General features: G+C 71.8%; 22 protein-coding genes. 14 read left to right on the top strand and 8 right to left on the bottom strand.

Annotated features, from left to right (window positions below):
• Positions 1-91 precede the first annotated feature (91 nt).
• The 9 genes from WMF36_RS34295 (at position 92) to WMF36_RS34335 (ending at position 10039) form a co-directional block, all read left to right on the top strand.
• Positions 92-1078, top strand: coding sequence for an AAA family ATPase (locus WMF36_RS34295; RefSeq protein WP_437575011.1), 987 nt, complete (start codon positions 92-94; stop codon positions 1076-1078).
• Positions 1075-1983: a DUF58 domain-containing protein gene (locus WMF36_RS34300; RefSeq protein ID WP_437479665.1), complete on the top strand. Its 909-nt coding sequence runs from the start codon at positions 1075-1077 to the stop codon at positions 1981-1983. The genes WMF36_RS34295 and WMF36_RS34300 overlap by 4 nt, the downstream gene beginning before the upstream one ends.
• Positions 1980-3242: a hypothetical protein gene (locus WMF36_RS34305; protein WP_437575012.1), complete on the top strand. Its 1263-nt coding sequence runs from the start codon at positions 1980-1982 to the stop codon at positions 3240-3242. Before WMF36_RS34300 ends, WMF36_RS34305 begins: the two co-directional genes overlap by 4 nt.
• Entirely contained in the window at positions 3239-4384 is a 1146-nt protein-coding gene (locus WMF36_RS34310; RefSeq protein ID WP_437575013.1) for a vWA domain-containing protein, read from the top strand. The genes WMF36_RS34305 and WMF36_RS34310 overlap by 4 nt, the downstream gene beginning before the upstream one ends.
• Entirely contained in the window at positions 4381-5535 is a 1155-nt protein-coding gene (locus tag WMF36_RS34315; protein WP_437575014.1) for a vWA domain-containing protein, read from the top strand. Before WMF36_RS34310 ends, WMF36_RS34315 begins: the two co-directional genes overlap by 4 nt.
• Positions 5522-6592 (top strand): tetratricopeptide repeat protein, encoded by a 1071-nt coding sequence (locus WMF36_RS34320; protein WP_437575015.1) that lies wholly within the window; start codon positions 5522-5524, stop codon positions 6590-6592. Before WMF36_RS34315 ends, WMF36_RS34320 begins: the two co-directional genes overlap by 14 nt.
• Entirely contained in the window at positions 6589-8595 is a 2007-nt protein-coding gene (locus WMF36_RS34325; protein ID WP_437575016.1) for a BatD family protein, read from the top strand. Before WMF36_RS34320 ends, WMF36_RS34325 begins: the two co-directional genes overlap by 4 nt.
• On the top strand, positions 8592-9428 hold the full coding sequence (locus WMF36_RS34330; RefSeq protein ID WP_437575017.1) for a tetratricopeptide repeat protein: 837 nt from the start codon (positions 8592-8594) through the stop codon (positions 9426-9428). The genes WMF36_RS34325 and WMF36_RS34330 overlap by 4 nt, the downstream gene beginning before the upstream one ends.
• A gap of 77 nt (positions 9429-9505) precedes the next feature.
• Complete coding sequence (locus WMF36_RS34335; protein WP_157907912.1) at positions 9506-10039, top strand: hypothetical protein; 534 nt, start codon at positions 9506-9508, stop codon at positions 10037-10039.
• 47 nt (positions 10040-10086) lie between these two features.
• On the opposite strand, the gene WMF36_RS34340 is transcribed toward WMF36_RS34335, so the two are convergent.
• Positions 10087-10650, bottom strand: coding sequence for an ExbD/TolR family protein (locus WMF36_RS34340; protein WP_437575018.1), 564 nt, complete (start codon positions 10648-10650; stop codon positions 10087-10089).
• A gap of 562 nt (positions 10651-11212) precedes the next feature.
• On the opposite strand from WMF36_RS34340, the gene WMF36_RS34345 reads away from it, so the two are divergent.
• Both WMF36_RS34345 and WMF36_RS34350 read left to right on the top strand, forming a co-directional pair.
• Positions 11213-11401: a hypothetical protein gene (locus WMF36_RS34345; protein WP_437575019.1), complete on the top strand. Its 189-nt coding sequence runs from the start codon at positions 11213-11215 to the stop codon at positions 11399-11401.
• 245 nt (positions 11402-11646) lie between these two features.
• Positions 11647-12267, top strand: coding sequence for a helix-turn-helix domain-containing protein (locus tag WMF36_RS34350; RefSeq protein ID WP_437575020.1), 621 nt, complete (start codon positions 11647-11649; stop codon positions 12265-12267).
• A gap of 110 nt (positions 12268-12377) precedes the next feature.
• On the opposite strand, the gene WMF36_RS34355 is transcribed toward WMF36_RS34350, so the two are convergent.
• The 4 genes from WMF36_RS34355 to WMF36_RS34370 all read right to left on the bottom strand — a co-directional run bounded on the left by WMF36_RS34355 (position 12378) and on the right by WMF36_RS34370 (position 17609).
• Positions 12378-12872 (bottom strand): hypothetical protein, encoded by a 495-nt coding sequence (locus tag WMF36_RS34355; protein ID WP_437575021.1) that lies wholly within the window; start codon positions 12870-12872, stop codon positions 12378-12380.
• Between the two features lie 244 nt (positions 12873-13116).
• Positions 13117-15348 carry a family 1 glycosylhydrolase gene (locus WMF36_RS34360; RefSeq protein WP_437575022.1) on the bottom strand — a complete coding sequence of 744 codons (2232 nt, stop codon included), beginning with the start codon at positions 15346-15348 and terminating at the stop codon, positions 13117-13119.
• On the bottom strand, positions 15345-16466 hold the full coding sequence (gene glf, locus WMF36_RS34365; protein WP_437575023.1) for a UDP-galactopyranose mutase: 1122 nt from the start codon (positions 16464-16466) through the stop codon (positions 15345-15347). The genes WMF36_RS34360 and glf overlap by 4 nt, the downstream gene beginning before the upstream one ends.
• Positions 16467-16469: 3 nt before the next feature.
• Positions 16470-17609 carry a glycosyltransferase family 1 protein gene (locus WMF36_RS34370; protein ID WP_437575024.1) on the bottom strand — a complete coding sequence of 380 codons (1140 nt, stop codon included), beginning with the start codon at positions 17607-17609 and terminating at the stop codon, positions 16470-16472.
• A gap of 387 nt (positions 17610-17996) precedes the next feature.
• On the opposite strand from WMF36_RS34370, the gene WMF36_RS34375 reads away from it, so the two are divergent.
• Both WMF36_RS34375 and WMF36_RS34380 read left to right on the top strand, forming a co-directional pair.
• On the top strand, positions 17997-18836 hold the full coding sequence (locus WMF36_RS34375; RefSeq protein WP_437581990.1) for an AAA family ATPase: 840 nt from the start codon (positions 17997-17999) through the stop codon (positions 18834-18836).
• A gap of 2 nt (positions 18837-18838) precedes the next feature.
• Positions 18839-20041 carry a vWA domain-containing protein gene (locus WMF36_RS34380; protein ID WP_437575025.1) on the top strand — a complete coding sequence of 401 codons (1203 nt, stop codon included), beginning with the start codon at positions 18839-18841 and terminating at the stop codon, positions 20039-20041.
• A gap of 26 nt (positions 20042-20067) precedes the next feature.
• Here the strand turns inward: WMF36_RS34380 and WMF36_RS34385 are convergent, their stop codons facing one another.
• The 3 genes from WMF36_RS34385 to WMF36_RS34395 form a co-directional block, all read right to left on the bottom strand.
• On the bottom strand, positions 20068-20901 hold the full coding sequence (locus WMF36_RS34385) for a Uma2 family endonuclease (protein WP_437575026.1): 834 nt from the start codon (positions 20899-20901) through the stop codon (positions 20068-20070).
• A gap of 64 nt (positions 20902-20965) precedes the next feature.
• Positions 20966-21655 carry a sensor histidine kinase gene (locus WMF36_RS34390; protein ID WP_437575027.1) on the bottom strand — a complete coding sequence of 230 codons (690 nt, stop codon included), beginning with the start codon at positions 21653-21655 and terminating at the stop codon, positions 20966-20968.
• A gap of 110 nt (positions 21656-21765) precedes the next feature.
• Positions 21766-24852, bottom strand: a complete 3087-nt coding sequence (locus tag WMF36_RS34395; protein ID WP_437575028.1) for a TIGR03960 family B12-binding radical SAM protein — start codon at positions 24850-24852, stop codon at positions 21766-21768.
• A 179-nt stretch (positions 24853-25031) separates the two neighbouring features.
• On the opposite strand from WMF36_RS34395, the gene WMF36_RS34400 reads away from it, so the two are divergent.
• Positions 25032-25376, top strand: a complete 345-nt coding sequence (locus WMF36_RS34400) for a hypothetical protein (RefSeq protein WP_437479713.1) — start codon at positions 25032-25034, stop codon at positions 25374-25376.
• Positions 25377-25426 lie beyond the last annotated feature (50 nt).

The following is a 25426-nucleotide window of genomic DNA, read 5'->3' on the forward strand; positions in this document are numbered from 1 at the left end:
GCGCGCGCCGCGCCCCGGCGCGCCTCGAGGAATATTCGGGCGGCGCCGGTTGTCCTCGGGCGGCCGGGCTTGCTATGAGCTCCCACCCGTTATGCACGACGTACGCGCCCTGAACGAGCTGGTCGCCAAAGAGAGCGCCTTCATCGAGACCCTGCTCAACGAGGTTGGCAAGGTCATCGTCGGCCAGACGTACATGATCGAGCGCATCCTCATCGGGCTGCTCACCGGAGGGCACGTGCTCCTCGAGGGCGTCCCGGGGCTCGCGAAGACGCTCACGGTGCGGACGCTCTGCGACGCCATCGAGGCGAAGTTCTCCCGGATCCAGTTCACGCCGGATCTCCTGCCCGCCGACCTCATCGGCACCGTCATCTACAACCACCAGAAGGGCGACTTCACCTCGAAGCTCGGCCCGATCTTCGCGAACCTGGTGCTCGCCGACGAGATCAACCGCGCCCCGGCGAAGGTGCAGAGCGCGCTGCTCGAGGCGATGCAGGAGCGGCAGGTCACCATCGGCGACACGACCTACCCGCTGCCGAGCCCGTTCGTGGTCATGGCGACCCAGAACCCGATCGAGCAGGAGGGGACCTACCGGCTCCCGGAGGCGCAGGTCGACCGGTTCATGCTCATGGTCAAGGTCGGGTACCCCGCGCGCGCCGAGGAGCGGCTGATCATCGACCGCACGACCGCGGTGATCGAGGGCAAGGCCGCGAAGGTGACGACGCCCGAAGACCTGGTCTCCGCGCGCAAGGTCGTGCGCGACGTGTACATGGATGATCGCGTGAAGGACTACATCGTCGACGTGGTCTTCGCGACCCGCGAGCCCGGGCAGAAGGGGATGCGGGAGCTGAGCAGCCTCATCGAGTACGGGGCGAGCCCGCGCGCCTCGATCGCGCTGGCGCTCGCGGCGCGCGCGCACGCCTTCCTGCGCCACCGCGGCTACGTGACGCCGGAGGACGTGAAGGCGATCGGCCCCGACGTGCTCCGGCACCGCGTCGTCTTGACCTACGAGGCGGAGGCCGAGGAGGTGACGTCCGAGCAGATCGTCCGGCGCGTGTTCGAGGTGGTCGAGGTGCCGTGATCAAGGCCTCGGGCTCGAAGAACCCGCTGCCGCCCGAGCTCCTGAAGCAGCTCCGGCGCATCGAGATCCGGACGCGACGGCTCGCCAACGAGCAGCTCTCCGGCACGTACTCGTCCGTCTTCAAGGGGCAGGGCCTCTCGTTCCGCGAGGTCCGCGCTTACATGCCCGGCGACGACGTGCGCTGGATCGACTGGAACGTCTCGGCCCGCATGAGCGAGCCGTTCGTGAAGGTGTTCGTCGAGGAGCGCGAGATGACCGTCATGCTGGTCGTCGACGCCTCGCAGAGCGAGCAGTTCGGCACGCGGCGCGCGTCGAAGGCGCGCATCGCCGCCGAGATCGCGGCGCTCTGCTCGTTCAGCGCCATCAAGAACAACGATCGCGTGGGCCTCGTGCTCGCGACCGAGGCCATCGAGAAGCTCGTGCCGCCGAAGAAGGGGGACAAGCACGTGATGCGCGTCATCCGGGAGATCCTCGGGCACGAGCCGAAGTACACGGGGACGAACCTGAAGCTCGCGCTCGAGACCCTGGTCAAGGTGGCGAAGCGGCGGAGCGTGGCGTTCGTGATCAGCGATTTCTTCGCCACCGGCTTCGAGCGCTCGCTCTCGCTCGCGAGCGCGAAGCACGACGTGATCCCGGTGATGCTTGTCGACCCGCGCGACGAGGAGCTGCCCGACGTGGGGCTCGCGACCTTCGAGGACCTGGAGACCGGCGAGGAGGTCGTGGTGGACACCGGTGACCGGGCGGTGCGCGACCACTACCGCACCGCCATGCGCAAGCTGCGGGGCGACCGGGACAAGCTCTTCAAGAAGCTCGCGCTCGACGCCGTGGTGGTGAAGACGGGGGAGAGCTTCGTGACGCCGCTGCGCGACCTGTTCGCCAAGCGGGCGCGGAGGCTCAGGCGATGAGGCCGCGCCGCTCCTGGATCAACGGCGCGGGCACCTCGCCCGCCGCGCGCCTGCCCGCGTGGGCCGCGCTCGCGGCGGCGCTCGCGTGCGCGGCGCCGGCGCTCGCGCAGCAGCCGGACGCGGGCGGTGCCGGCGGGCCCGCCGCTCGGGACGACGACGACGCGCCGCCGCCGCCGCCGCCGCCGCCGGCGCCCGCCGCGACGGAGCGCGGCGGGAGCGTGTGGGCCTCGTGCGCGGAGCACGTGCCGGCCGGCGCGACGCGGCCCAAGATCCAGGAGACGTTCCCGAAAAACGGGTTCAGCGGGTACGCCGCGCCCCTCGAGATCACGGTCGCGCACGGCAAGGGCGAGACAGTGCTGCCGGAGGGGTTCAAGGTCCAGGGCGACAGCGACGCGGCGCGCGCGCTGGAGAAGGCGGGGTTCATCCTGCCCGAGGCCGACGCGGGCGCCGGGCCGACCAGCACGACGACGGCGACCGACACGGGCGCGACGACCCGGCTGGTCATCCCGTTCGTCCCGCTCCCCAAGGAGCCGGGCAGGAGCGTGCTGCAGCTGCCGCCGGTGCCGATCGCCGTGTCCCGCGCGAGCGGGGAGCTCGTCACCGTCTGCACCCGGCCGCACGAGATCGTGGTCGAGGATCCGATCGCCAACGAGCGGGATCCCAAGGTCAGGCCGAACCCGCCGCCGCGGCCGCAGCGGGAGGAGTGGGTGCTCGCGAAGCAGCTCACGGCCGGCATCCTCATCGGCGCGGCGCTCGGGCTCATCGTGGCCTGGCTGGTCCGGCGCTGGATGCGCCGGCCCCGCGTTGTGGCCGCCCCGCCGCCCAAGCTGCCGTGGGTCGCCGCGCTCGAGGAGCTCGAGGCGCTCCGACGCTCGAGCCTGCTCAGCGAGGGGCGGACCGACGAGTACTTCGATCGCGTGAGCGACAGCGTGCGCAAGTACCTCGGCGCGCGGTACGGCTTCGACGGCCTCGAGACGACAAGCGACGAGATGCGCGCGCTGCTCGCGCGGGTGCGCCCGCCCGTGCCGGTGCTGCCGCAGATCGCGCGGTTCCTCGCCGACTGTGACCTCGTGAAGTTCGCGCGCCTCCAGCCGAGCGAGGCCGACTGCCTCGAGGCGATCGAGCGCGGCGAGGTCGTCGTGCACCGCACGACGCCGCCGGCGGTGCGGCCCGCCGAGGGCACAGGGCCCGGAGGCCCGCCCGCCGCCAAGCAGCCCCCGCCCGCTCGCCCGTCCCGGGCGCCGGAGGAGGCGCCTTGAGCCGCGCGAGGCGGGCGGCGCTCGCGATCGGGGCGACGCTGGTCGTCGCCGCGCTCGCCGGCGTTTACCCCTACCTGGCCCGCCGCGACGCCTGGACGGGCGCGAGCTGGCAGACCCCGTGGTTCTTGCTCGCGCTCCTCGCGGTGCCGGTCGTCTGGTACTGGGGCATCTTCGCGGAGGACGCGCGCAAGCCGCGGCTCCGGCTCGGCACGGTCGCGCCGCTCGTGCGCGGCCCGCGCGGCCTGCGCAGCCATCTGCGCGACCTGCCGGGCGTGCTGCGCACCGTCGCGCTCGCGCTCCTGATCCTGGCGATGGGGCGGCCGGTCAGCGTGCTCCGCGAGCAGCGCACGGACGACAGGGGCATCGACATCGTCGTGGCGCTCGACCTGTCGGGCTCGATGCGCGCGATCCTCGACGCGCGGCCGAGCGACCTCCCCGGCCAGCCGAAGCTGCCGCGCAGCAAGCGGCTGACCCGGCTCGACACGGCCAAGCTCGTCCTCCAGGACTTCATCGGCCGCAGGAAGACCGATCGCCTCGGCGTCGTCGTCTTCGGCAAGGCCGCGTACGTGCTGTCGCCGCCGACGCTCGACTACCACCTGCTGACGCAGATGGTCTCGCAGATGACGCTCAACGTGATCGACGGCAGCGCGACGGCGATCGGCGACGCGCTGGGCACCGCGGTCGCCCGCCTGCGCAGGAGCGACGCGCAGTCGAAGGTCGTCATCCTCCTGACCGACGGCGACTCGAACGCGGGGGCGATCTCCCCCGAGTACGCGACCCACCTCGCGACCTCGCTCGGCGTGAAGGTCTACACGATCCAGATCGGCACCGACGACGAGGTCGAGGTCGAGGACGGCGTCGATCTCTTCGGGCAGCCGCGCTACGTGCGGCACCGCTTCCCGGTGAACCCCGCGCTGCTCCAGGAGATCGCGCAGAAGACCGGCGGGGAGTCATACGTGGCGACCGACGCGAAGGCGCTCGCGGACAGCATGCACGACGTGCTCGACCGGCTGGAGACGACCCGCTTCGAGGCGTCGAGCGCCGCGTACGAGGATCTCTTCCCGTTCCTGCTCCTGCCCGGGGTGTTGCTGATCGGGCTCGACGCGCTCCTGCGCGCCTGGTTGCTCCGGAGGTTCCCGTGAACTTTGCGGCCCCGTGGTTCCTGCTCGGCACGGCGTTCGCCGCGCTGATCGGCCTCCTGCTCATCCTCGGCGGCTTCGGCGTGGCGCGCGCCATCAAGCGCTTCGGCGACGAGGATCGCGTGAAGGCGCTCACCACCGCCGACCCGGCGAAGCGCCGCGCGTGGAAGGGCGTCCTCCTCGTGCTCGCGACCGCGCTCGCGTTCGTGGCCGCGGCGCGGCCTCAGTACGGCAAGGGCACGCGGCTCGTGCCGGCGACCAACGTCGACGTGGTGGTCGTGCTCGACTACTCGAAGAGCATGTACGCGCGCGACGTCGAGCCTTCCCGCATCTTCCGGGCGAAGGTCGAGGTCGCCCGCCTGATCAAGGATCTCGAGGGCGCGCGCTTCGGCGCGGTCGCGTTCGCCGGCGAGCCGATGGGCTTCCCGCTCACCGCCGACGGCGCCGCGATCGCTCAATTTTTCCGCCAGCTCGACCCGAACGACATGCCGATCGGCGGCACCGCGATCGCGCGCGCGCTCGACCAGGCGAACGACCTCCTGAAGCGCGATCCGAAGTCCACCGAGCACAAGCGGATCATCCTGGTCGTCACCGACGGCGAGGATCTCGAGGGCTACCCGCTGAGCGTCGCCCAGGCGATCGGCGCCCAGGGCACGACGATCCACGTCGTGCAGATCGGCGGTCGCACGCCGGAGCCGATCCCGGAGATCGGCCCCGACGGCCGCATCGTCGGGTGGCGGACCGACCGCCAGGGCAAGCCGCTCACGACCGAGCTGTCGCTGTCGGGCGAGCAGCAGCTCGCGTCGATCGCGCAGGCGACGCCGGGAGGGCAGATCATCCGCGCGGAGAAGGGGACCACGGGCATCGAGACGATCGCGGCGGAGCTCAGGCGGCAGATGAAGAGCGAGCTCTCGGAGCGGGTCGAGACGGTCTATGCGGACGTCTACTTCTACCCGCTCGGCCTCGCGATCCTGCTCCTCATCGCCGAGGTGTTCCTCAAGGACGCTCCGCGCCGGCGGTTCGTGGCGACGAGCCCCAAGGCCACGCCGAAGCGCGCCGCGCTGCTGAAGGGGCGCGCGGGCGGCGCAGACCTCGCCGCGGAGGCGGGGCCGGCGGCGGAGGGCAACGCGGGAGGGCAGCATGCCGCGTCGTGATCGCAAGCGGGTAGATCTCTCCGGGTTCTTCGAGCGCCACGGGCGCTGGCTCGCGATGGGGCTCGCCGCGGCGTGCCTCACCGGGGCCGCGTTCTCGGCGGCGACGGGGTGCAGCGGGTGGGATCCGTCGTCCCCGTTCGAGCGGAACGCGCCGGCCGTCGATCAGGCGATCCGCGATCTCGACGCGGGCGACCTCGAGTCCGCCGAGCAGGCGCTCGAGAGCTACCTGGGGACGGGCGCGTGCAGCGACGCCGGCATCGGGCTGCCGGACTCCGTGCGCCAGAAGCCGAACGGCTCGTTCGACCTCGGGCTGACTTTGTTCCACCTGGCCGAGCGCTACGGCCACCGGTTCGGCGACGAGGGGCTCGCGGACGGCGGGCCGGAGCAGGAGCAGAACGACGCGCTGCGCGGGATCGAGATCGACTGCGCGCTGATCCTGGTGAAGGCGATCGGCGCCGATCCGAGCGTGCCGGCCGACCTGCGCGCGCGCGCCCGCTACCTCGCGGGCAACCTCGAGTTCTTGCGGCGCAAGTACGAGGACGCCGTGACGTATTACGACCAGGCGCTGGCCATCATCCCCGGCATCTTCGAGGAGGCGGGCGGCGACGGCATCGGCCGGGACGCGGCCTGGAACCGGGCCATCGCGCTGCGGCGCATCGAGGAGCAGAAGGACGCCGCGCCGCCGGACGCCGAGCCCGATGCCCCTCCGGACGCCGAGCCCGACGCACCGCCGGACGCCGAGCCCGACGCCGGCGACGACGGCGGCGATCAGGACGCCGGCGACGATGGCGGCGAGCCCGACGCCGGCGACGACGGCGGCGATCAGGACGCCGGCGACCAGGACCAGAGCCCTGACGCCGGCCCGCAGGATCAGCCGCCTGACGCGGGCCCGCCCGAGCAGCCCGAACCGCCGCCCGAGCAGCCCCAGGAGCAGCCGCCGACCGGGCGGCAGGACGATCGCATCCTCGACCAGCTCGAGGAGGCGCCGACGTACCAGGAGCAGGAAGCGAAGAGCAAAGCCGGCATGCGCCGCGGCCGCGCGATGGAGGACAAGTGACGCGCCCGCCGCGCTCCGTCGCCTCGCTCGCGCTCGCCGCGCGCTCCCCCGCCCCGCTCGCGCTCGCCGCGCTCGCCGCGCTCGCCGCCCCGCGCCTTGCGCCGCTCGCGACGGCGCTGCTCTTCGCGCTGCTCGCGCTGCTCGCCCCCCTCCGCGCGCGCGCCCAGCAGCCGGAGCTCTCGGCGCGCGCGAGCTCCACCGAGGTCGAGGTCGGCGAGCCGTTCACGGTCGAGGTGAAGGCGCTCGTGGAGCGCGGCGCCGGCATGCCGTCCGATCCGGAGCTGCGCGTCCCGCCCGACCTCTCCATCGCCTCCGGCCCGAGCATCGGGACACAGATGAAGACGCAGCTCAGCGGCGGCGTGATGACCACGCAGCTGGGCATCAGCGCGACGTGGCAGATCGTCGCGAACAAGCCCGGCCGTTACACGATCCCGGGCCCCACGATCGTGTGGAACGGCAGGCGCCTGCCGGCGGATCCGATCCTGATCAAGGTCGTGCCCGCGAGCGGGCGGCCGCGCCGGCCGAACAACCCGTTCCTGCTGCCCGGCGGCCCGCTGCACGGCTTCCCGTGGCCGTTCAGCGGTCCGGGCGGCCTCCTGGACGACGAGGTGGTCGAGGACGAGCCCGAGGACCAGGCGCCGGAGCTCGCGATGCCGAGCGAGCCCGCCCCGGTGGTGTTCCTGCGCGCCATCCCCGACAAGACGACCGCGGTGGTCGGCGAGCAGGTCACCGTCTCGTTCTACCTGTACTTCCGCGAGAACGCGGAGATGAGCGAGCCCCGCGCCGCGCCCACCGCGGACTTCCTCCGCCACCCCCTGCTCGAGGACCCGCGCCACGAGCGGCCCGTGTACACGCGGGTCGGGGGGCACCGCTACGCGGCCCGCCTCGTCGACAAGCTCGCGCTGTTCCCGCTGAAGGCGGGCGAGCTGCACACGGGCAGCATGCAGGCGCGCATCACGGGGCGACGGATCGGCGCGCGCGTGCTGCGCGAGTCGAACGACGTGGTCGTCCGGGTCACGGAGCCGCCGCTCGCCGGCCGCCCGTCCGGCTACGTCCTCGGCGACGTCGGTCAATTCACCCTGAAGGCGACGGTGCAGCCGCGCCAGATCGAGCAGGGCGGCTCGGTGGCCGTGACCGTGCAGGTCACGGGCACCGGGAACTTCCCGCAGTCGCTCCGGGTGCCGGAGCGGACCGGCCTCGAGTGGCTCGACCCCGAGAAGCGCGAGTCGCTCGAGCCGCGCGGCGGCGCGATCGGCGGCTTCCGTTCGTTCGGCTACGTCGTCCGCGTCCAGGAGAGCGGCGCGGTGGATCTCGGGAAGATCGAGCTCCCCTACTGGGATCCGGCGCAGAAGCGCTACGTCGTCGAGAGCGCCGAGCTCGGCGTCGTCCAGGTGACCCCGGTCGCGCCGCCGGCGCCGTCCGGGCCGCCGTCCGGGGCGCCTGGCGCCGGCGACGGCGCCGCCGGTAGCGCCGGGTCGTTCGCCGGGATGCCGGGGCTCCGCACGTCGCTCGGCCCGTACTCCCCGCCCGCGACGCTGCCCCTCGACGGGGCGCCGTTCTGGCTGCTCCTGGCCGCGCCGCCGCTCGTCGTCACGCTGTTCGGCGCGGGCGATCGGCTCGTGCGCCAGGCGCGCGAGCGCCGCGCGGCAGGCGCGAGCTCGCCCGCCCGGCTCGCGGCGGTCGCGCAACGCGAGGCGGAAGAGGCCGCCGCGCAGGGGGATCTCGGGGCGACGGCCGCGGCGATCGAGCGCGCCGTGCACCGGGCGATCGAGTCCGCGACGGGCCTCCGCTCCCGCGGCGTCCTGCTCGCGGCGCTCCCGGACGAGCTCGGCCAGCGCGGCGTCCCCGAACCGCTGTCGGCGCGCGCGTGCGAGGCGCTGGCCGCGTGCGAGGCGATCCGGTTCGAGCCGGCCGCGCAGGAGGGCGGCGCGGCGGCCGCCGCGGCGCTCCTCGAGAAGGGCCACGCCGTCATCACCGAGCTCGCCCGAAGGAAGCCGGCATGAACGGCCGCCGCCGCAGGCGCCGTCTCGCCGCCGCGCTCCTCCTCGCCGCGTGCCTCGCGCCGGCGCTGCCCCCCGCGGCGCGCGCGCAGCCGGCGGAGCCGCCGGAGGCGCTGTTCCAGCAGGGCACGGCGGCGCTCGGCCGCGGCGAGTACGGCGCGGCGGTCGACACGTTCGAGCTGCTCGCCGACCGCGGCTTCGTGCATCCGGACGCGAGCTACAACCGCGGCCTCGCCTACGTCACGCGCATCCGCGAGGGCGCGGATCGCCCCGGCGACCTCGGCCGGGCGGCGGCCGCCTTCGAGGAGGCGCTGCGCCTCCGCCCGGGCGACGCGGACGCGGATCGCGCGCTCGATCTCGTGCGCGCCGAGATCACCCGCCGGCGCTCGCGCCGCGCCGCGGATGCGGTCGACGCGCGCCCCACGCTCGACCGCGTCATCGTCGGCCTCGCCTCGGAGCGCACCTGGGCGGCGGCCGCGCTCCTCGCGTCGCTGCTGCTCTCGCTGGGCGTGGTCCTGCGGCGCCGTCCGGCCGGCCCCGCGCACGTCGCGGGCAGCGTCCTCGCGCCGACGGCGCTCGTCGCGCTGCTCGCGCTGGTGCCGCTCACCTATGCGGCGCGGCACCTCCGCCTCACGACCCGGGCAGGCGTCGTGGTCGTCCCCGAGGTCCGCCTCCTCGACGAGGGCGGGCGCGCGCTGCCCGCCGCGGCGCAGAGCCCGATCCCGGAGGGCGCGTCGGTCGAGGTCGCCAGGAGATCGGGCGGGCTGGCGGAGGTCCGCTGGGGAGCGACGGAGGGGTGGGTTCCGGCGTCGAGCATTCGGTTGCTCGCTCCATGAGCCGCACCATCGTGTGCTAGGTTGTCCGCGTGTGGGTACGCCGCGCAGCCATTCGCCCCGTCCCCTCGTACGCTCAGGTGCCTGCGCGCGTCCTGTCCGAAATCGAGGATCAGCTCGCCGAGGATGACGACGACTCGCGCAAGCAGCTCGACGACGCGTTCACGCGCTTCGAGCAGACGCAGCCTGCGCTGGCGGACCGGATCTCCTCGGTGCTCTCCGGCCCGCTCGACGAGACGGCGCTCGCCCTCGGCTACTTCCTGACGCTGGCCATCTGGCTCGCCTTCGACGAGCTGTTCGGCCAGGACCTCGACGAGGTCACCGAGACGGCGCTCACGGGCGTCGAGGAGTCGCTGAACCTGGACGAGCAGATCCGCCTCCACGACCCTGCCGAGGCGGTCGACTCGGACGACGTCATCGCGATGGAGCAGCCCGACGTCCTCGCGTTCGTGCAGGAGCACCTCGACGCCGCCCTCGAGGCGAACGCGCACGAGGTCGACGTCGACGACGTCCACGCGATCTACCGGGTGGTGCTGATCGAGGTGCTGGCGCTGAGCTACGCCGTTCGCCCGCCCTCGAACTGGGTAGCCCTGACGACCGAGTTCACGGCCTAGCGGCGTCGCGGTTCCCCATTCAAATATTCGCGCTCCGAGCGCCGCTCTTATCTCGCGGAGAAGGTGGCGAGGAACGCGGGCATCTCGACGCTGCGTCCGTCCTCGAGCAGGACGGTACGGCGCGGGGCGTTGATGGCGTCGAGCACGGCGACGAGCTCGCGGAACGGGGTCCTGTCGTCGCTGTGGAGCACGGCCTGGTCGGCGCGGCGGTCGCTCGGGGCGCGGTGCTCGCCGCCCCGCTCCCACTCGCGCTGGATGGCCTCGCTGAGGTCTCTGTAGCGAATCGCGGTGGCCCCCGCCGCGCCGATCTCGACAGGATGTTTTTGTACGCTCACCTCGCTCAGCACGGTCGCGCCCTGCTTCCACACCAGGTTGAAGCTGTCCTCACCGACGTGGACGTGCATCGTCTTGAGAGGCTCCTTCTGGCACTCCTCTCCGCACCCGGCGGCGGCCGGCGCCTCTGCGCTGGTCTTGAGGCGCGAGCTCGTGACCCACACCGCGGTGATCAGGAGAAAGGCGATCGTCACCATCAACAGATCGATGAACGGGATCATGTTGATCTCGCTGTTCCGCGCCCGCCTCTCGCCACCCCCCACGTCGACGCCCGCCATGGCTGCCTCCTTGTGTGTTCGTGATGTCGCGATGAGCGCTCATGACGCCGCGAAGCGCCACGGCTCCACAACCACGCTGCGACGGAGGGACAGAGGACGGCGCGCGCAGAATGTTCCTGGAAGGCACCGGACCGAGCGGCGCATCCGTGCGGGGTACGACAACGGGCAACCGCGGAGAGGCACGGACACGCCCGACCCTCTCACCCCTGCGCGCCTACAGACGACGCCCCCTGAAGGGACGGACGATCGCGGGCGAGCGCACGATCCGAGCGCTCCGCCTCGTCCACTATCTCGGCGGCGCTCCGCTCTGCGCTTTCCAAAACTAACGCAAAGCGCAATTCACCACGCTTCGCCGCAATACTTCTTTGAGGTAATTTTCCACCTATAGCGCACACGCTCTCGATTCCAGGCGCAAAATACGACACATTGCGCAAAGGACGAGATTGCTCGGTGGTGCCACGGTTGACGCAACGAGCCTAGAACGATGCGTCATGGCCGAGCTATCCCTTGACATACAATCCGTTATAACGGATGATAGGGCTAGGGGTTGGAGGTAAATCGGATGCGCGCCCAGAGTGCTCAGGTGATCGATCTGGAGGAGTACCGACAGCAGCGGCGGGTGGCTCGGAACGAGCGTGCCCTCGAGAACGGCAGGGAGATGGAGATGTCGTCGGGCAGCTCGTTGACCATGCAGGCCGCCCTCTGGTGGTTCCCCGTGTGGACGTGGACGCCAGTCTGGCAGCTGCGATGAAATCGGTCCGCCAGAACACGCCGCGCGCCTCTTCCGGGTTGGTTCCCGGCGAGCCGTTCGATTCCTCGTTGCCCGTGCCGGGCTACACGAACGGCGTGGATGCGTCCACTGGGGCGACGGAGAGCTCCTCACCGCTCGCCGGACCGCGTTCGCACCGCAGGCCAGAGAGCTCTGCTGGCCTTGCGGGCTCGTACGCCAGCCGAGCGACGGCGGACGGGCCGCAGAAGGAGCCGTCGCAGCGGGACGTGGACGAGACATCCGACGGGGCCTGGACCTACGAGATGGCCCCGCACGATGCCTCCTCGGCGCTCACCGGCATCGTCGGTGCCAACCTGCGCCGCCTCCGGACCAAGCGCGGGCTCTCCCTCGAGCGGCTGGCGAAGGCGTCGAGCGTGAGCCGGGCGATGCTCAGCCAGATCGAGCTCGGCCAGAGCACGCCGACGATCAACGTGCTCTGGAAGATCTCCCGGGCGCTGGGCGTGCCCTTCTCGACGCTGATCAGCGATCAGTCGCTCGGCGGCACAGCGCTCATCCCGGCCGCGCGCGCCAAGGTGTTGACGTCGCACGACGGCTCGTTCTCCTCGCGCGCCCTGTTCCCGTTCGATGTGCCGAGGACCGTCGAGTTCTACGAGCTCAGGCTCGCTCCCCTCGCCACGGAGCACGCGGATCCGCACCCGCCGGGCACGATCGAGAACCTCGTGGTGACGTCAGGAACACTGGAGATGATCGTCGGCGCCGAGCGCCACCTGCTCGCGACGGGCGACGCGATCCTGTTCGAGGCCGACGTGCCTCACCAGTACAGGAACCCCACCAAGCTGACCGTCATCATGTACCTGGTGATGACGTACGTCGAGAAGACGGGCTGACCGGTGCGATCGGCGGATTGAGCCGCCGCGACGCGGGGAACGCCAGGAGAAGAAGCGAGCCTCGTGCCCTGCGCCTGGAGGGGATCAGGCGCTGCGACAGGAGCGCGCGTTCACTTGCTCATGCTGGCGACGTTCGAACCGCCGCCCATGTTGCTCATCCCGCTCGTGCCGCTGCTCATGCCCATGCCGGTGCTCATGCCCATCATCATCGGCATGCTGCCGCACATCAGCATCATCGGCATGCCCATGCCCATCATCTTCATCATGGCTTCGCAGCGCTGGCGCAGCATATCCATGCTCGCGCCATCCATGGGCATCATCTTGCAGACCATCCCCTCCTTGTCCATCTCACAGGTCATCCGCGCCATCATCGGCATCTGACCCATCATCTGGGGCATCATCCCCATCTGGGGCATCTGACCCATCATCTGGGGCATCTGACCCATCATCTGGGGCATCATCCCCATCATCTGAGGCATCATCCCCATCATCTGAGGCATCATCCCCATCATCTGGGGCATCATCCCCATCTGGGGCATCTGACCCATCATCTGAGGCATCATCCCCATCGAGCCCATCATCGGCATGCTCATCATCGGCATCATGGCGTGTCTCTCCGCGAATTCGTGGTTACGTCTGCGGCCCAGGCTAGGCGCTCACGCAGGTAGGGGCAAGCAGCGCCACCGAGTCGCGCCACTTTTCCTCCGGTGAAGCAGACGTGTCGCCGCCCTCGACGGATGATGCGCCAATGAAGCAGAGAGTCATCCGTCATCACGAGGCGCCGCATTCTCGTGGAGGTCAACGGGGATGTCCGTCACCGGCGGTGAAGCCCTGGTCGTCCGTCCCGGCTCAAGCGGCCTCACGGTCGAGCTGGGTCGCCACCGCGGTGGAGAGATAGCGCGCGAGCGCATCGTCGAGCGCCGAGAGCAGGAGCCCTCGCTGACTACCGAGCGCGCTGTACCGGGGACGCGGCGCGACGAAGCCGAGCGCGCTGCCAGGGCAACGGACGACGAGCGCCGTGTCCAGGCGCGCCAGCGCGGCGCTCCGCGCAGCGAGCTCAGCCCAGGTCACCGCGTCGCGGTTCGCCAGATGCCAGAGGCCGCCCTCGCCGTCGATCAGGAGATCGAGGGTCGCGTCGGCGAGGTCGGGTGTGTAGGTCGGCGTCACGATCAGATCCTCGGCCGCGCTGAAGGGGCGGCCGTCACGGAGCGCGCGCAGGGCGGCGGCGACGAAGCCGGCCTCGTCCCAGGGGTCGATGAGCGCCGCCGTGCGCACCACCAGCGCCGCCGGAAGGATCGAGAGCACCTGTTGCTCGGCAGCCGCCTTGCTCCGCCCGTACGCGCTGAGCGGCCTCGCCGGGTCGGTCTCGACATAAGGTGTCGTGCCGGTGCCGTCGAAGACCTGATCCGAGGAGAACGTGACGAGCCGGACGCCGCGCTCACGGCACGCCGCAGCGAGCACCGCGGGCCCGGAGGCGTTCTCGCGCGCGCAGCGGTGAGGCTCGAGCTCCGCGTCGTCGATGCGCGCATGGCCCGCGGTGTTGATGACCGCCCACGGCGCGTGACGCTCGAGGGCGCGCTCGACCGAAGCGGGATCGGCGATGTCCATCTCGAGGCGGCTCAGCAGGCGGTGCGGCAGCCCGCGGTGAGCGCACAGGCGCGCAAACGCGTTGCCGAGCGTGCCCGTGGCGCCGGCGATCACGATCGGCGGCCCCTCGGGCCGCCCGGTCGGGCCGCCGGACGGCTCGACGCGCGTCGCGCCGTCGCGCTCTTCGACGCTGACCGCCGGATAGAGCAGCCGCTCCGGGCGGCGCCACCACCCCGGAGACGAGAGCACCGGGTGGTCGAAGGGCTCCCCGCGCGCGAGCGCACGGACGAGCCGGGCCAGCGCGGTCGGTCGCGGCGCCTCGCCGCGGACGTCGAAGACGCCCGGCTCGTAGCGCCCGCGATCGCGCACGACGAGGCTGTCCCAGTCGAATGAGCCGAGCAGCGCCCACACGGTCATCGCCCGCACGTCCGCGCCCGCCGCGCGCGCGTCCACCGCCGCGCGGTACGCCTCGGCCAGCCAGCGGAGCTGCTCCTCGCGGGAGCCGCCCAGGTGCGCCTCGGTGATCGCGACTGGCCGCCGGTAACGCTCCCAGACCTCCAGGAGGCACGGGAGATGCCCGCCCACGCCTTCGGCGACCACGCGCACGGCCTCGAGATCGGCGTAGACGTGCCTGTCATTGCCGCCGTGCATCCCCGGCGGATAGCGATCGAGGCGCTCGTCGATGAACCGCTCGCTCGTGATGTAGTAATTGATGCCGAGGATGTCCGGCGGGCAGGGCGACGCGACGAACGCCTCGAGCTCGCCGGGGGACACGCCCCACTCGAGGAGCTGGGGATAGAACGGGTGATCCCGGTCCACTCGACCCATGAGCAGATCGAGGCTCAACCACCTGCGGTGATTCTCGTGCTGCGCCTGGTACGCGAGCAGCGGCGTGCTGAACGTCCGCCCGAGATCCTCTGTCTGCACCAGGCGCGCGCGGGGGTTGATCTCGCGGACGGCGCGCATCGCCGCCGCGATCGCGCGGCACTGCGTGAGGAGCGCGCGGACGAAGGCGCGGCCATCCTGCCCGTGCGGGTACCAGTGGCCATAGAGGCCGGAGAAGCGCGCCGTGGTGAGCGGTTCGTTCACCGGCGTGTAGTCCTCGACCCACGGGTAGCGCTCGGCCACCGCGCGGGCGAAGCGCGCGAGCCCCTCGACGAAGCTCGGATCGAGGAGGCTCGTCCGGGGTGGCCCGCTGCCGTGGTGGACGAGCCCCACGATCGGCCGCACGCCGAGGTCGCGCAGCCTCCCGAGGCGCGCGTCGGCCCACGCGAAGCGCGCGCAGCCGTCGGGCGCCGTGCGCTCCCAGAGCACGGGGTACCGCAGCGCCCGGATCCCGAGATCGGCGAAGCGGTCGAGGTCGTCGAGCCGGTGCGCGTGGCCGTTCCGATCGAGCTGATCGTGGTACACGTCGCGGACACGGTTCACCGTGCATTCGACGCCGCCCCAGAGCTCGATCGCCGGATCGCCGCCCTCCCCGGCCGCCCTGCTCACGCCGCCTCCGCGAGGGATCGCCAGCCCGGGGCGCCCGTCAGCTTCGTGTAGAGGGTGAGGGCCTGGGCGACGACCTGGTCCATGTTGTAGTAACGGTACGTGCCGAGCCGGCCGGCGAAGTGGACGCCGGCGGTCGACCGGGCGAGCTCCTCGTACTTGCGATAAAGCGCCGCATTCTCCGGCCGCGGCACGGGGTAGTACGGGTCACCCTCGCCCTTCGGGAACTCGTAGACGATCGTCGTCCTCGGGTGCGCCTGGCCGGTAAGGTACTTGAACTCGGTGACCCGGGTGTAGTTGTACTCGTTCGGATAGTTGATGACAGGCGCCGCCTGGTACACCTCCTGGTCCTTCGTCTCGAACTTAAACTCGAGCGAGCGATAGGGCAGCTTCCCGAACCGGTAATCGAAATAGGCGTCGACCGGGCCTGTGTAGATCACCTCGCGGTGCGGGACGGCATGGCAGATCTCGCGGTAGTCCGTGTTGAGCAGGATCTTGATGCCCGGGTGGTCGACCATCCGCTCGAACATCCGCGTGAACCCGTGGAGCGGCATGGCCTGGTAGGTGTCGGCGAAGTAGCGGTCGTCCCGGTTCGTGCGGACCGGGACGCGCGCCGTCACCGAGGCGTCGAGCTCCGACGGGTCGAGGCCCCACTGCTTGCGCGTGTAGCTGCGGAAGAATTTCTCGTAGAGCTCGCGCCCCACCTTGCTGACGATCACGTCCTCCGACGTGCGGATGCTCTCGCGCCGCTCGGCCCTCGAGGCGAGGAAGCCCTCGACCTCCAGCGCATTGAGGCTCAGGCCGTAGAGGCCGTTGATCGTGTCGAGGTTGATCGGGATGGGCAGGAGCTGCCCGTCGACCCAGGCGCGCACGCGGTGCTGGTAGGGACGCCACTCGGTGAACTGCGACAGGTAATCGAAGACCTCCCGAGAGTTCGTGTGGAAGATGTGCGGTCCATACCTGTGCACGAGGATGCCAGCGGCGTCGTGATGGTCGTACGCATTCCCGCCGATGTGCATGCGCACGTCGCAGAGCAGGACCTTCTTGCCGGCGCCGCGGGCGAGCCGCTCGGCGAGGACGCACCCGGCGAAGCCTGCGCCGACGATGAGGTAATCGAACATGGCTCACCTCCTCGTCGCGGCCCGGCCGCGAGCCTCCAGCGCCCCCTCGAGGAGCCGCTCCATCCTGGCCCAGGTGGCGTCCCACGAGCCCTGCCCGAGGAAGTCGTCCGCGCGCGCGAGCAGCGCGCCGCGCTCCTCGGCGAGGGCCGCCTCGACGGCGGCCACGAAGTCGCCGGGCGCGTCCGCGATGCGCACGAGCCCGAGCTCGCCGTAGGGCCGCACCACGTCGCGGATCGACGTCGAGACGACGGGCCTGCCGCCGGCCAGGTACTCCGGCGTCTTCGTGGGGCTGATGAACCGCGTGGCATCGTTCCGGGCAAAGGGCAGGAGCGCCACGTCCCAGCCCCCGAGATACGCGGGGAGCTCTTCATATCGCCTCTGCCCCAGGACATGAATGTTCGGCGCGCGGGGCAGCGTCGCCCGGTCGATCTTGACCACCGGCCCCACGAGCACGATCTGCCAGGCCGGCCGCAGCGCGGCCACGGCGGCGAGGAGATCGAGATCCATGCGCTCGTCGATGACGCCGAAGAAACCCAGGCGCGGCCGCGGGATCTCCGCCTGGTCGGCGGGCTCGACGCGGGAAGCGGCGCGCGCGCGGGCGAAGTGCGCGACGTCGACGCTGCTCGGAAACGCGTGCACGCGCGGGTGCAGCGCGCGCTTCGCCTCGTAGAGGCTCGCGCCGCCGGCGAAGACCAGGTCGGCGCGGCGCAGGAGCTCGGCCTCGCGCACCTTGAGCGCCGGGGGCGCCCCGGAGAAGGCCGAGAGCTCGTCCATGCAATCGTACACCGTCGCCGCGGGCACGAGGTGCCGAGAGAACGAGAGCGCCATTGGCGTGTAATACCAGAGCACGCAGTCGCTCATCGCGTGGCGCTTCATCATGCCGTCGAGGAGCTCGCGTTGCATGGCGGAGGCCCGCGACGGCTCGGTGCCGGAAGGCAGGTGTGGAGTCGCGACGCAGAGGCCGCCATGCTGGGTCGCGGTCTCCTCGAGACGCGGAGGCCCGCCGTCGAACACCGGCTCTTCGAAGAAGAAGACACCGCGCCGCCGCGCGCAGCGCGTGAGCAGTTGCTGTGGCCGCTGAAACACGAAGCTGAAACGCAGGTGCGAAAAGCAGATCACGTCTGGCTGCGATCTCGCGCTCATCGATCCCTCCCGCTCGAGTCTCGGTGTGCACCTGGGTCCCGGCCCCGGCTCCGGACAAGCGCTATTCAAGGAGCATGCCCAGAAGCGCGCGCCGCGATGCGGCGTCAGCGCTCCTCTCGCGGATTCACCGCGCGATTGCGGGGCAAAGGCGTGTACTTGGAGGGGAACAGGCCCTCCTCCCGCCCTCTCTCGCGCTGGGCTCCCCCGGCCGCGCTGTCATCGCGCCGCCCCCTACCGAGGAGCCCGGGCCCTCGCTGCGTGTCCCAGCCCTTTCCCGCGTCCATCGCGCCCGCCTTCGCCGAGACGACCGTCGGCGCCCGCCGCGCGCGACTGGCTCTGACCCCGGCGCGCTCCGCCCGCGCGCTCCGGCGGGTGCTACCGTTCGGCATGTCCGATTTCCGCCGCTTTCGAGGCACCGAACGCTACCTCACAAGCGAGGCGCTCGAGGCCGCCGTCAACTGCGCGCTGGTCCTGGAGCGGCCGCTCCTCGTCAAGGGAGAGCCCGGCACCGGCAAGACGCTGCTCGCCGAGGCCGTCGCGCAGAGCCTGTCCGCCGAGCTCATCCCCTGGCACGTCAAGAGCACCACGCGGGCCCAGGACGGGCTCTACGTGTACGACACCGTGCAACGGCTCTACGACGCGCGCTTCGGCGACGGCGACGTGCGCGACATCCGGCGGTACATCAAGCTCGGCCCCCTCGGGAGGGCGTTCAGCGCTTCCATGCGGGTCGTGCTCCTCATCGACGAGGTCGACAAGGCAGACCTCGAGTTCCCGAACGACCTCCTCCACGAGCTCGATCGGATGCGCTTCCGCATCACCGAGACGGGCGATGAGATCGCCGCCCGGGAGCGGCCGGTCGTACTCATCACCAGCAACAACGAGAAGGAGCTGCCGGACGCCTTCCTGCGCCGCTGCGTCTTCCATTTCATCGATTTCCCGGACGCAGAGCTCATGCGGGAGATCGTCCGCGTCCACCACCCCGAGCTCGATCGGTCGCTGGCCGATCAGGCGATGCAGGTCTTCTACGAGATCCGGAAGAACACCCGGATCCGGAAGCGGCCCTCGACGAGCGAGCTCATCGACTGGATCGCCGTGCTGCGCAGGGCGGGCGTGAGCGAGGTGAAGCTCGACAAGACGCTGCCGTTCCTGGGCGCGCTGCTCAAGAAGGAGCAGGACCTGACGGCCCTGGCCGACCAGCTGGCCGGCGGCAGGCGGTACCGGTCGTAGCGATGTTCGTCGAGTTCCTCTACGAGCTCCGGGCCCGCAAGGTCCCTGTCGGCGCCCAGGAGGCGATCGGCCTCGCGCGCGCGCTCGCCGCGGGGGTTCACGAGAGCTCGCTCGACGGCTTCTACCACGTCGCGCGGGCGCTCCTTGTCCACTCCGAGGCGCACCTCGACGACTTCGATCTCGCGTTCGCCCAGCACTTCCGCGGCGTGCACGTGGAGGCCAAGGCGATCGCGGAGGAGCTCCTCTCGTGGCTCCGGGATCCGGTCAAGATGCGCGCCCTCTCCGAGGAGGAGAAGGCGATGATCGAGGAGCTCGACCTGGAGGAGGTGCTCCGGCGGTTCGAGGAGCGCCTCCGCGAGCAGCGGGAGCGCCACGACGGGGGGAACCGGTGGATCGGGACCGGCGGCACCTCGCCGTTCGGCCGCGGCGGCTTCAACCCGAGCGGCATCCAGGTCGGCGGCTCCGCGGGCGGGCGCAGCGGCGCCGTGCAGAACGCCGACGCGCGCCGCTACCGGCCTTATCGCAGCGATCTCACGCTCGACGTGCGCCAGATCGAGGTGGCGCTGCGCAAGCTGCGCGCCTTCGCGCGCGAGGGAGGCGACCGCGAGCTCGACATCGAGGCGACGATCGACGCGACGGCCAGGAACGCGGGCGAGATCGAGATCGTCACGCGGCCCCCGCGCCGGCCGAACACGCGCGTGATCCTGATGATGGACGTGGGCGGCTCGATGGATCCCAGCGCCGCGCTCGTGTCACAGCTGTTCAGCGCGGCGAAGCGCGCGACGCACTGGAAGGAGCTGAGGAGCTACTACTTCCACAACTGCGTCTACGAAAAGCTGTATAGAACCGAAGGGTTACAGGACCCTGTCCCGGTGCGGGAGCTGCTCCGCGAGTGCGGCAAGCAGCACAAGCTCGTGATGGTCGGAGACGCCTCGATGGCGCCCTACGAGCTGCTCGGCTCGTCGGGCTACGGCGGCGGGGCGGGCTCCTCGTTCGAGCCCGACGCGCGGCTGCCCGGCGTCGCGTGGCTGATGATGCTCCGCGACCATTTCGACCGCGCCGTGTGGCTGAACCCGGACGGGATCGGCCCCTACCCGCACCCGACCGTCGACGCGATCAAGGGGATCTTCCCGATGTTCGCGCTCACGCTCGAGGGCCTGGGAGAGGCCGTCTCCGAGCTCGTCCGCGGCCGCGGCCGCGCCTGATCCAGGCGAGGAGCGCGGGCGCGGGGTCAACGGCCCGCGCGCCTGAACACCTCCGCCGTGGTCGACGCGACGAGGGCGCGATCGAGCCAGCCATCCAGCGCGCGCTCGCTCCTGCACGACGAGATCTTCGCCGCCGCCGCCTTCGTGAGCCGCAGCCCTCGCCGATCGAGGACGCGCCTCAGCGCATCGCGCTTGCCCTCGAGGATCCCTTCCTCGCGCCCCTCTTCGCGCCCCTCTTCGCGCCCCTCTTCGCGCCCTGCAGCGAGCACGGCGTCGAGGTCGTCGTAGCCGCGCCGCTGGAGCAGGTTGGTCAGCGTGGCCTTCTCCGCCTCGCTGCGGTCGTAGAGCGCCTCGACGGGGACCGCGTTCTTCAGGATGCCCGGCGCGCTCAGCAGCTGCCCGGGGAGCACGACGCGCATCTTCCGGCGGGGCTCGTGCACCTCGACCCGCCGCGGGCCGTTGAGGCGTACCACCCACAGGAGCTTCGTGCCGGCCTCGAGCAGGTCGGCGATCTTCTCCTGGAGCTTCTCCTCGTCCTGCCCCACGTCGGCGTACTCGATGGCGAGCTCCGGTACCCCCTTCACCCAGCCGGGCCTGTCGGGCACGTTCCCCACCGCGACGTCCGGCGCCCGGAGGGTGCCCTGGCCCAGGGTGTAACCCGTGTCCACGCCCGCCTCCTTGACCGCCGGATCCCACCCCACGACCGAGCTGCCCAGGTGGTTCGGCCCGGAGGCACGCCCCCCCGTGGGGGCGCAGTAAACGGGGTGGCCGTTCGACAGCTCGTACGGGTCGCCCGAGCGGACGTGCTCCGCGCGAAAAGGGCCGCGTCCCGACGGATGGCGCTTGGCTTGCCCGTGCATGAGAGGACGATAGCACGCGGGTGGCGCGCCCCGGCGCGCCGGCGCTACCGGCCGGGGCTACCGACTACTGGCTCGGCAGCCACATGCGGAACGCCGTGCCCGTGCAGCGGCCCATCGTCGCCGCGATCTCGCCGCCGTGCGCCTCGACGATGACCCGGCTCAGCGCGAGCCCGAGCCCGGTCCCCTTCACCTTGGCGGTCACGAGCGGCTCGAAGAGGTGGTCGACCACGCAGGGGTGGACGCCGGGGCCGTTGTCCTCGACCTCGAGGTACGTGCGCTCGTCGCCGCACCACGCGCGCGTGACGATCGAGCCGCCGGGGGCGTTGTCGAGCGCCTCGATCGCGTTGAGATAAAGGTTCGAGAAGACGCGCTCGAGCAGGATGGGGTCGCACAGGAGCGTGAGGTCGGCCGGCACGACGGCGACCTCGAACCGGACCGCCGTGCGCAGGACCAGCGCGTGCCGGGCGCTCTCGATCAGCTTGCCGACATGCGCCGGTTCGCGCCGCAGCGGCTCGCCGCGCGCCAGCCCGAGGACGCTGCCGATGACCTCGTGCGCCTTGCGGATCTCGCACGTCACCCGGTCGAGGTGGCGCAGCAGGCGGGGCCGATCGTCGAGATCGCGCTGCGCCAGGTAGAGCGACGACTCCGCGACCGCGAGGGCGTTGCGCAGCTCATGGGCGACGCTCGCACCAACCGCTCCCGCCGCGGCGAGGCGCGCGGCGCAGCATTCGGTTTCGTGACCCTCTTTTGCCATAAAGCAGAGCGCAGCGTAGCCCATCCGCGGGGGATCGCCCGCGCGCTCCCCGCAGACGACGCGCCGCCGTCACCCGGAGGATCTTTGCGACGCGACCGTCCCGGGCTGGCTCACTCGGCGTCCGCGGCGAGCGCGAGGGACGGCGCCCGCTCCGGAGCCGACTTGACGCGGCGCGCCCGATCGAGGTCGAAGAGCGAGAAGCGCTCGCCCGCGGCGGAGCCCGCCGGCGCGGCGCGGCCGAACAGCTGAAGCCGCACGGCGCGGTGCGGCGGCGGCGTGATTGCGCCCGGCGCCTCGCCGGGCTCGCCCGCGATCACCGCCGCGACCTCGGACGATTTCACCGCGCCCGAGCCGCGGATGTCGACCTCGACCTCGACGGCGACGAGGTCGCCGACGAGCCCGGCGCGCGCGAGCGCCGAGAGCACGTCCGGCCCGCCGACCTCGGCCCGCACGAGGTACTGGCGCACGTCGACCATCTTCGCGAGCCGGTCGATCTCCCGGCGGATCGGGAGCGACGCGGCCGAGAGGACGGCGCTGCAGCGGGCGGCGAGGAAGGCCTCCGCGTCGCCGCCGATCGACGAGCGCGCGAACGCGAGCGCGTACCGCGCGCCGGCGATCAGCTTGCTCAGGGCGGGGTCTTCCGGGCCGAGCTTCACGGCGCCGCGGAACGCGAGCCCGCGGGGGCTCGCGGCCGACATCGAGGCGACGAGCGCGTCGAGCGCGGCGGGGTCGAGATCGCGCTCGAGGCGGAGGTCGACGTACTCGTCGAGGCTGATGACGCCGAGCGAGAGCGCCGGAGAGAACGTCATGTCGGGCTTCGGGTGGAAGCCCGCGGTGTAGGTCATCGGCATGCCGACGCGCCGGATCACGCGGGGCAGCTCGCGCACGACGTCCAGGTGGCCGAGCAGCGCCACCGGCCCGGTCTTCTCGAAGCGGAAGCGGTAGCGGAAGCCGCCGCGCCCCTTCGTTGCGGGCCCTTTCCGCTTCGCGTGCGGGGGCGCCTCGCCGCCGGCGGGGGGAGGCGCCGCGGCCTCGGCGCGGACCGGATCCTCGCCGCCGGCGCGCGGGAGATCCGCGTCGCGCGGGGCGTCGTCCGCGCCGGCGCGGGAGGGCTCCGCGTCGCGCGGGGCGTCGTCCGCGCCGGCGCGGGAGGGCTCCGCGTCGCCGGCGCGCGTCGGCTCGGCGGGCGGGCCGCCGGCGGCAGCCGACGGCGCGGCGGCTGCGTCGGTGAGCACCGGCAGCGAGCGCTTGTGGGCGCCGAGCCGGTCGAGGAAGGTCAGCCGCTCGTCGCGCATCAGCGTCATATCGCAGGCGACGCCGCAGTCGTAGCAGACGAGCCGCCGCGTATCGGCCGTGGCGTCGTCGAGGTTCGTGTGGTGCACGAACATGCCGGCGACCTTGCCGCACGGCGGGCTGAGGCGGCTCTGGAGCGCCTTCCGGTACTCCTTCGCGAGGAAGCCATCCTCGAGGCCGACGTCGATGTGATCCCACGGCAGCCGCGCCGTGACCGGGAGGGTGCCGAGGTACTTCGCCCGGTCGACGCCGGTGTGCGTGAACGCCTCCTCCCACACGGACAGCTTGATCTGATCGTCCCACGAGTCGAAGCGGGCGCCGCCGCGCCACGCCCGCTCGAGGACGTCGGCGAGGGGTCGGTCGCCGCGGGCGAAGATGCCCTCGAGGACGCTGGCGTTGGCCTCGTGGGTCTTCAGCGTGACGGCGCGGTAGGGCCGCACCGTGTCCTTGAGCAGCTGCTGCTTGCGCCCGACCTCGGAGCGCGTGTCCATCGCCGCCCACTGGAAGGGGGTGTGGGGCTTCGGCACGTGCGTCGACACGCTGACCGTCACGTCGACCGGCTTGCCCTTGCCGGCCGCCCTCCGGCCGGCGCCGGCCGCGCGGGCGCCCGTCTCGACGATGCCGCGCACGTCCTCGTCGGTCTCGGTCGGGAGGCCGATCATGAAGTAGAGCTTCATCTTGCCCCAGCCGCGGCTGAACACGCGCTCGGCCGTCTCGAGGAGCTGCTCCTCCGTGACGTTCTTGTTCACGACGTCGCGCATCCTCTGGGTCCCCGCCTCGGGCGCGAAGGTGAGGCCCGTCGCGCGCACGCGCTTGAGCTCGTCGAGCAGGTCGGGCTCGAGCCCGTAGGCGCGCAGCGACGAGACGCCGAGCGAGATGCGCTCCTTGGTGAGGCGCTCGGTGACCTTCTTGACGAGCGGCGCGATGCACGAGACATCGGCGGTCGACAGCGCCGTGAGCGAGACCTCGTCCTGGCCGGACTTCTGCACCGCGCGCATCACGGTCTCGACGATCTGCTCGGGATCGCGCTCGCGGACGGGGCGGTAGATCATCCCGGCCTGGCAGAAGCGGCACCCCTCGGTGCAGCCGCGGGCGATCTCGATCGACATCCGGTCGAAGATGGCCTCGGGGCCGCCGGTGGGGCTCTCGTCGGGGAACGGGTACTTGTTCAGATCGACGAGGGCGCGCTCGATCGGGAACGGGATCCCGGAGACGAGCGGGCGATCGACGACCTCGAAGCCGGTGTCGGGGTCGAGCCGGGTCGCGTAGAGCGAGGGCACGTACACCGCGCCGAGGCGCGCGATCGCGACGAGCCGGTCGCGCCGCGGCACGCCCTCGCGCTTGAGCCGGGTCCACAGGAGGGCGACCTCGGTCGCCTTCTCCTCGCCGTCGCCGATGACGAGGGCGTCGAGGAAGGGGGCGATCGGCTCCGGGTGGGTCGCCGTCGGGCCGCCCGCGATCACGATCGGGTCGTCCTCGCCGCGGTCGGCCGCGCGCAGCGGGACGCCGCCGAGGTGCAGCATCGTGAGGATGTTGGAGTAGGTGAGCTCGAACTGCAGGGAGAAGCCCACGACGTCGAAGTCCCTGAGCGGGCGCGCCGACTCGAGCGAGACGAGCGGCAGCCCGCGCTTCACGAGCTGGGCCTCCATGTCGACCCACGGCGCATAGCAGCGCTCGGCCAGCGTGCGCGGGTCGTCGTTGAGGAGCTTGTAGAGGATCTTGAAGCCGAGGTGGCTCATCCCGATGTCGTAGACGTCCGGGAAGGCGAGGCAGACGCGCGCCTCGACCGACGCCCAGTCCTTCACGACCGAGCCGACCTCGCCGCCCGCGTAGCGCGCAGGCTTCTCGACCTGATCGAGAAAGGAGGCGTACGGGTGACCGGCGAGCAGGGGGAGGCTGTCCATGGCGCTCCGGCGCGTAGCATGGTCGGCGCGTAGCGGCACCCGCGGGCCCCGGGTTTGTCCGGCGCACGGGCGCCCCCGGCAGGCTCGGCCATGCGTGGGGCTACCACCGCCACCGCCGCCGACGGCCGAGCCGCAGCGCCCGGAGCGGCGCGGCGGCCCGCTCGGGCTATGCTCACGCGGTGCGCGAGCGTGACACCCACCACCACGTGGAGATCGACCAGCAGCGGCATATCGAGTACCGCGATCCCAGCGAGTTCGACCGGATCGCCTTCGCCATGCGCGCGCTGGACCGTCTCCGGCCAAAACGGATGACGGTGGCCGTCTACCCGGCCCTCGCCGCGCTCCGCATCGAGCGCGGGAAGAACCTGCAGCGCGGCGAGGGGGGCTCGTGGGCGATCGTCGGCATCCCGCCGCACGCGAGCCGCGAGCACATCGCCTACGCCCTCGCCGAGCTCGCCGGCGTCGAGTCGGTGCCCTACGCGGTGCAGAGCCTCCTCGCCGCCGACAGGAACGCCGAGGCCTAGAGCCCAGAGGCACCGGCCCGCTGCTGCCGGAAGTTGCCACCATCCCGAGA

Origin of the sequence: Sorangium sp. So ce887 (genome assembly GCF_051521455.1) — a bacterium.
In the GTDB taxonomy this organism is placed as follows: domain Bacteria; phylum Myxococcota_A; class Polyangia; order Polyangiales; family Polyangiaceae; genus Sorangium.

Coding starts and splice junctions, on each gene's coding strand:
- WMF36_RS34375 (WP_437581990.1), top strand. CDS start 17,997: ATGTCCGATTTCCGCCGCTTTCGAGGCACCGAACGCTACCTCACAAGC.
- WMF36_RS34320 (WP_437575015.1), top strand. CDS start 5,522: ATGCCGCGTCGTGATCGCAAGCGGGTAGATCTCTCCGGGTTCTTCGAG.
- WMF36_RS34395 (WP_437575028.1), bottom strand. CDS start 24,852: ATGGACAGCCTCCCCCTGCTCGCCGGTCACCCGTACGCCTCCTTTCTC.
- WMF36_RS34330 (WP_437575017.1), top strand. CDS start 8,592: ATGAACGGCCGCCGCCGCAGGCGCCGTCTCGCCGCCGCGCTCCTCCTC.
- WMF36_RS34355 (WP_437575021.1), bottom strand. CDS start 12,872: ATGATGCCGATGATGAGCATGCCGATGATGGGCTCGATGGGGATGATG.
- WMF36_RS34295 (WP_437575011.1), top strand. CDS start 92: ATGCACGACGTACGCGCCCTGAACGAGCTGGTCGCCAAAGAGAGCGCC.
- WMF36_RS34305 (WP_437575012.1), top strand. CDS start 1,980: ATGAGGCCGCGCCGCTCCTGGATCAACGGCGCGGGCACCTCGCCCGCC.
- WMF36_RS34385 (WP_437575026.1), bottom strand. CDS start 20,901: ATGCACGGGCAAGCCAAGCGCCATCCGTCGGGACGCGGCCCTTTTCGC.
- WMF36_RS34390 (WP_437575027.1), bottom strand. CDS start 21,655: ATGGCAAAAGAGGGTCACGAAACCGAATGCTGCGCCGCGCGCCTCGCC.
- WMF36_RS34370 (WP_437575024.1), bottom strand. CDS start 17,609: ATGAGCGCGAGATCGCAGCCAGACGTGATCTGCTTTTCGCACCTGCGT.
- WMF36_RS34380 (WP_437575025.1), top strand. CDS start 18,839: ATGTTCGTCGAGTTCCTCTACGAGCTCCGGGCCCGCAAGGTCCCTGTC.
- glf (WP_437575023.1), bottom strand. CDS start 16,466: ATGTTCGATTACCTCATCGTCGGCGCAGGCTTCGCCGGGTGCGTCCTC.
- WMF36_RS34345 (WP_437575019.1), top strand. CDS start 11,213: ATGCGCGCCCAGAGTGCTCAGGTGATCGATCTGGAGGAGTACCGACAG.
- WMF36_RS34340 (WP_437575018.1), bottom strand. CDS start 10,650: ATGGCGGGCGTCGACGTGGGGGGTGGCGAGAGGCGGGCGCGGAACAGC.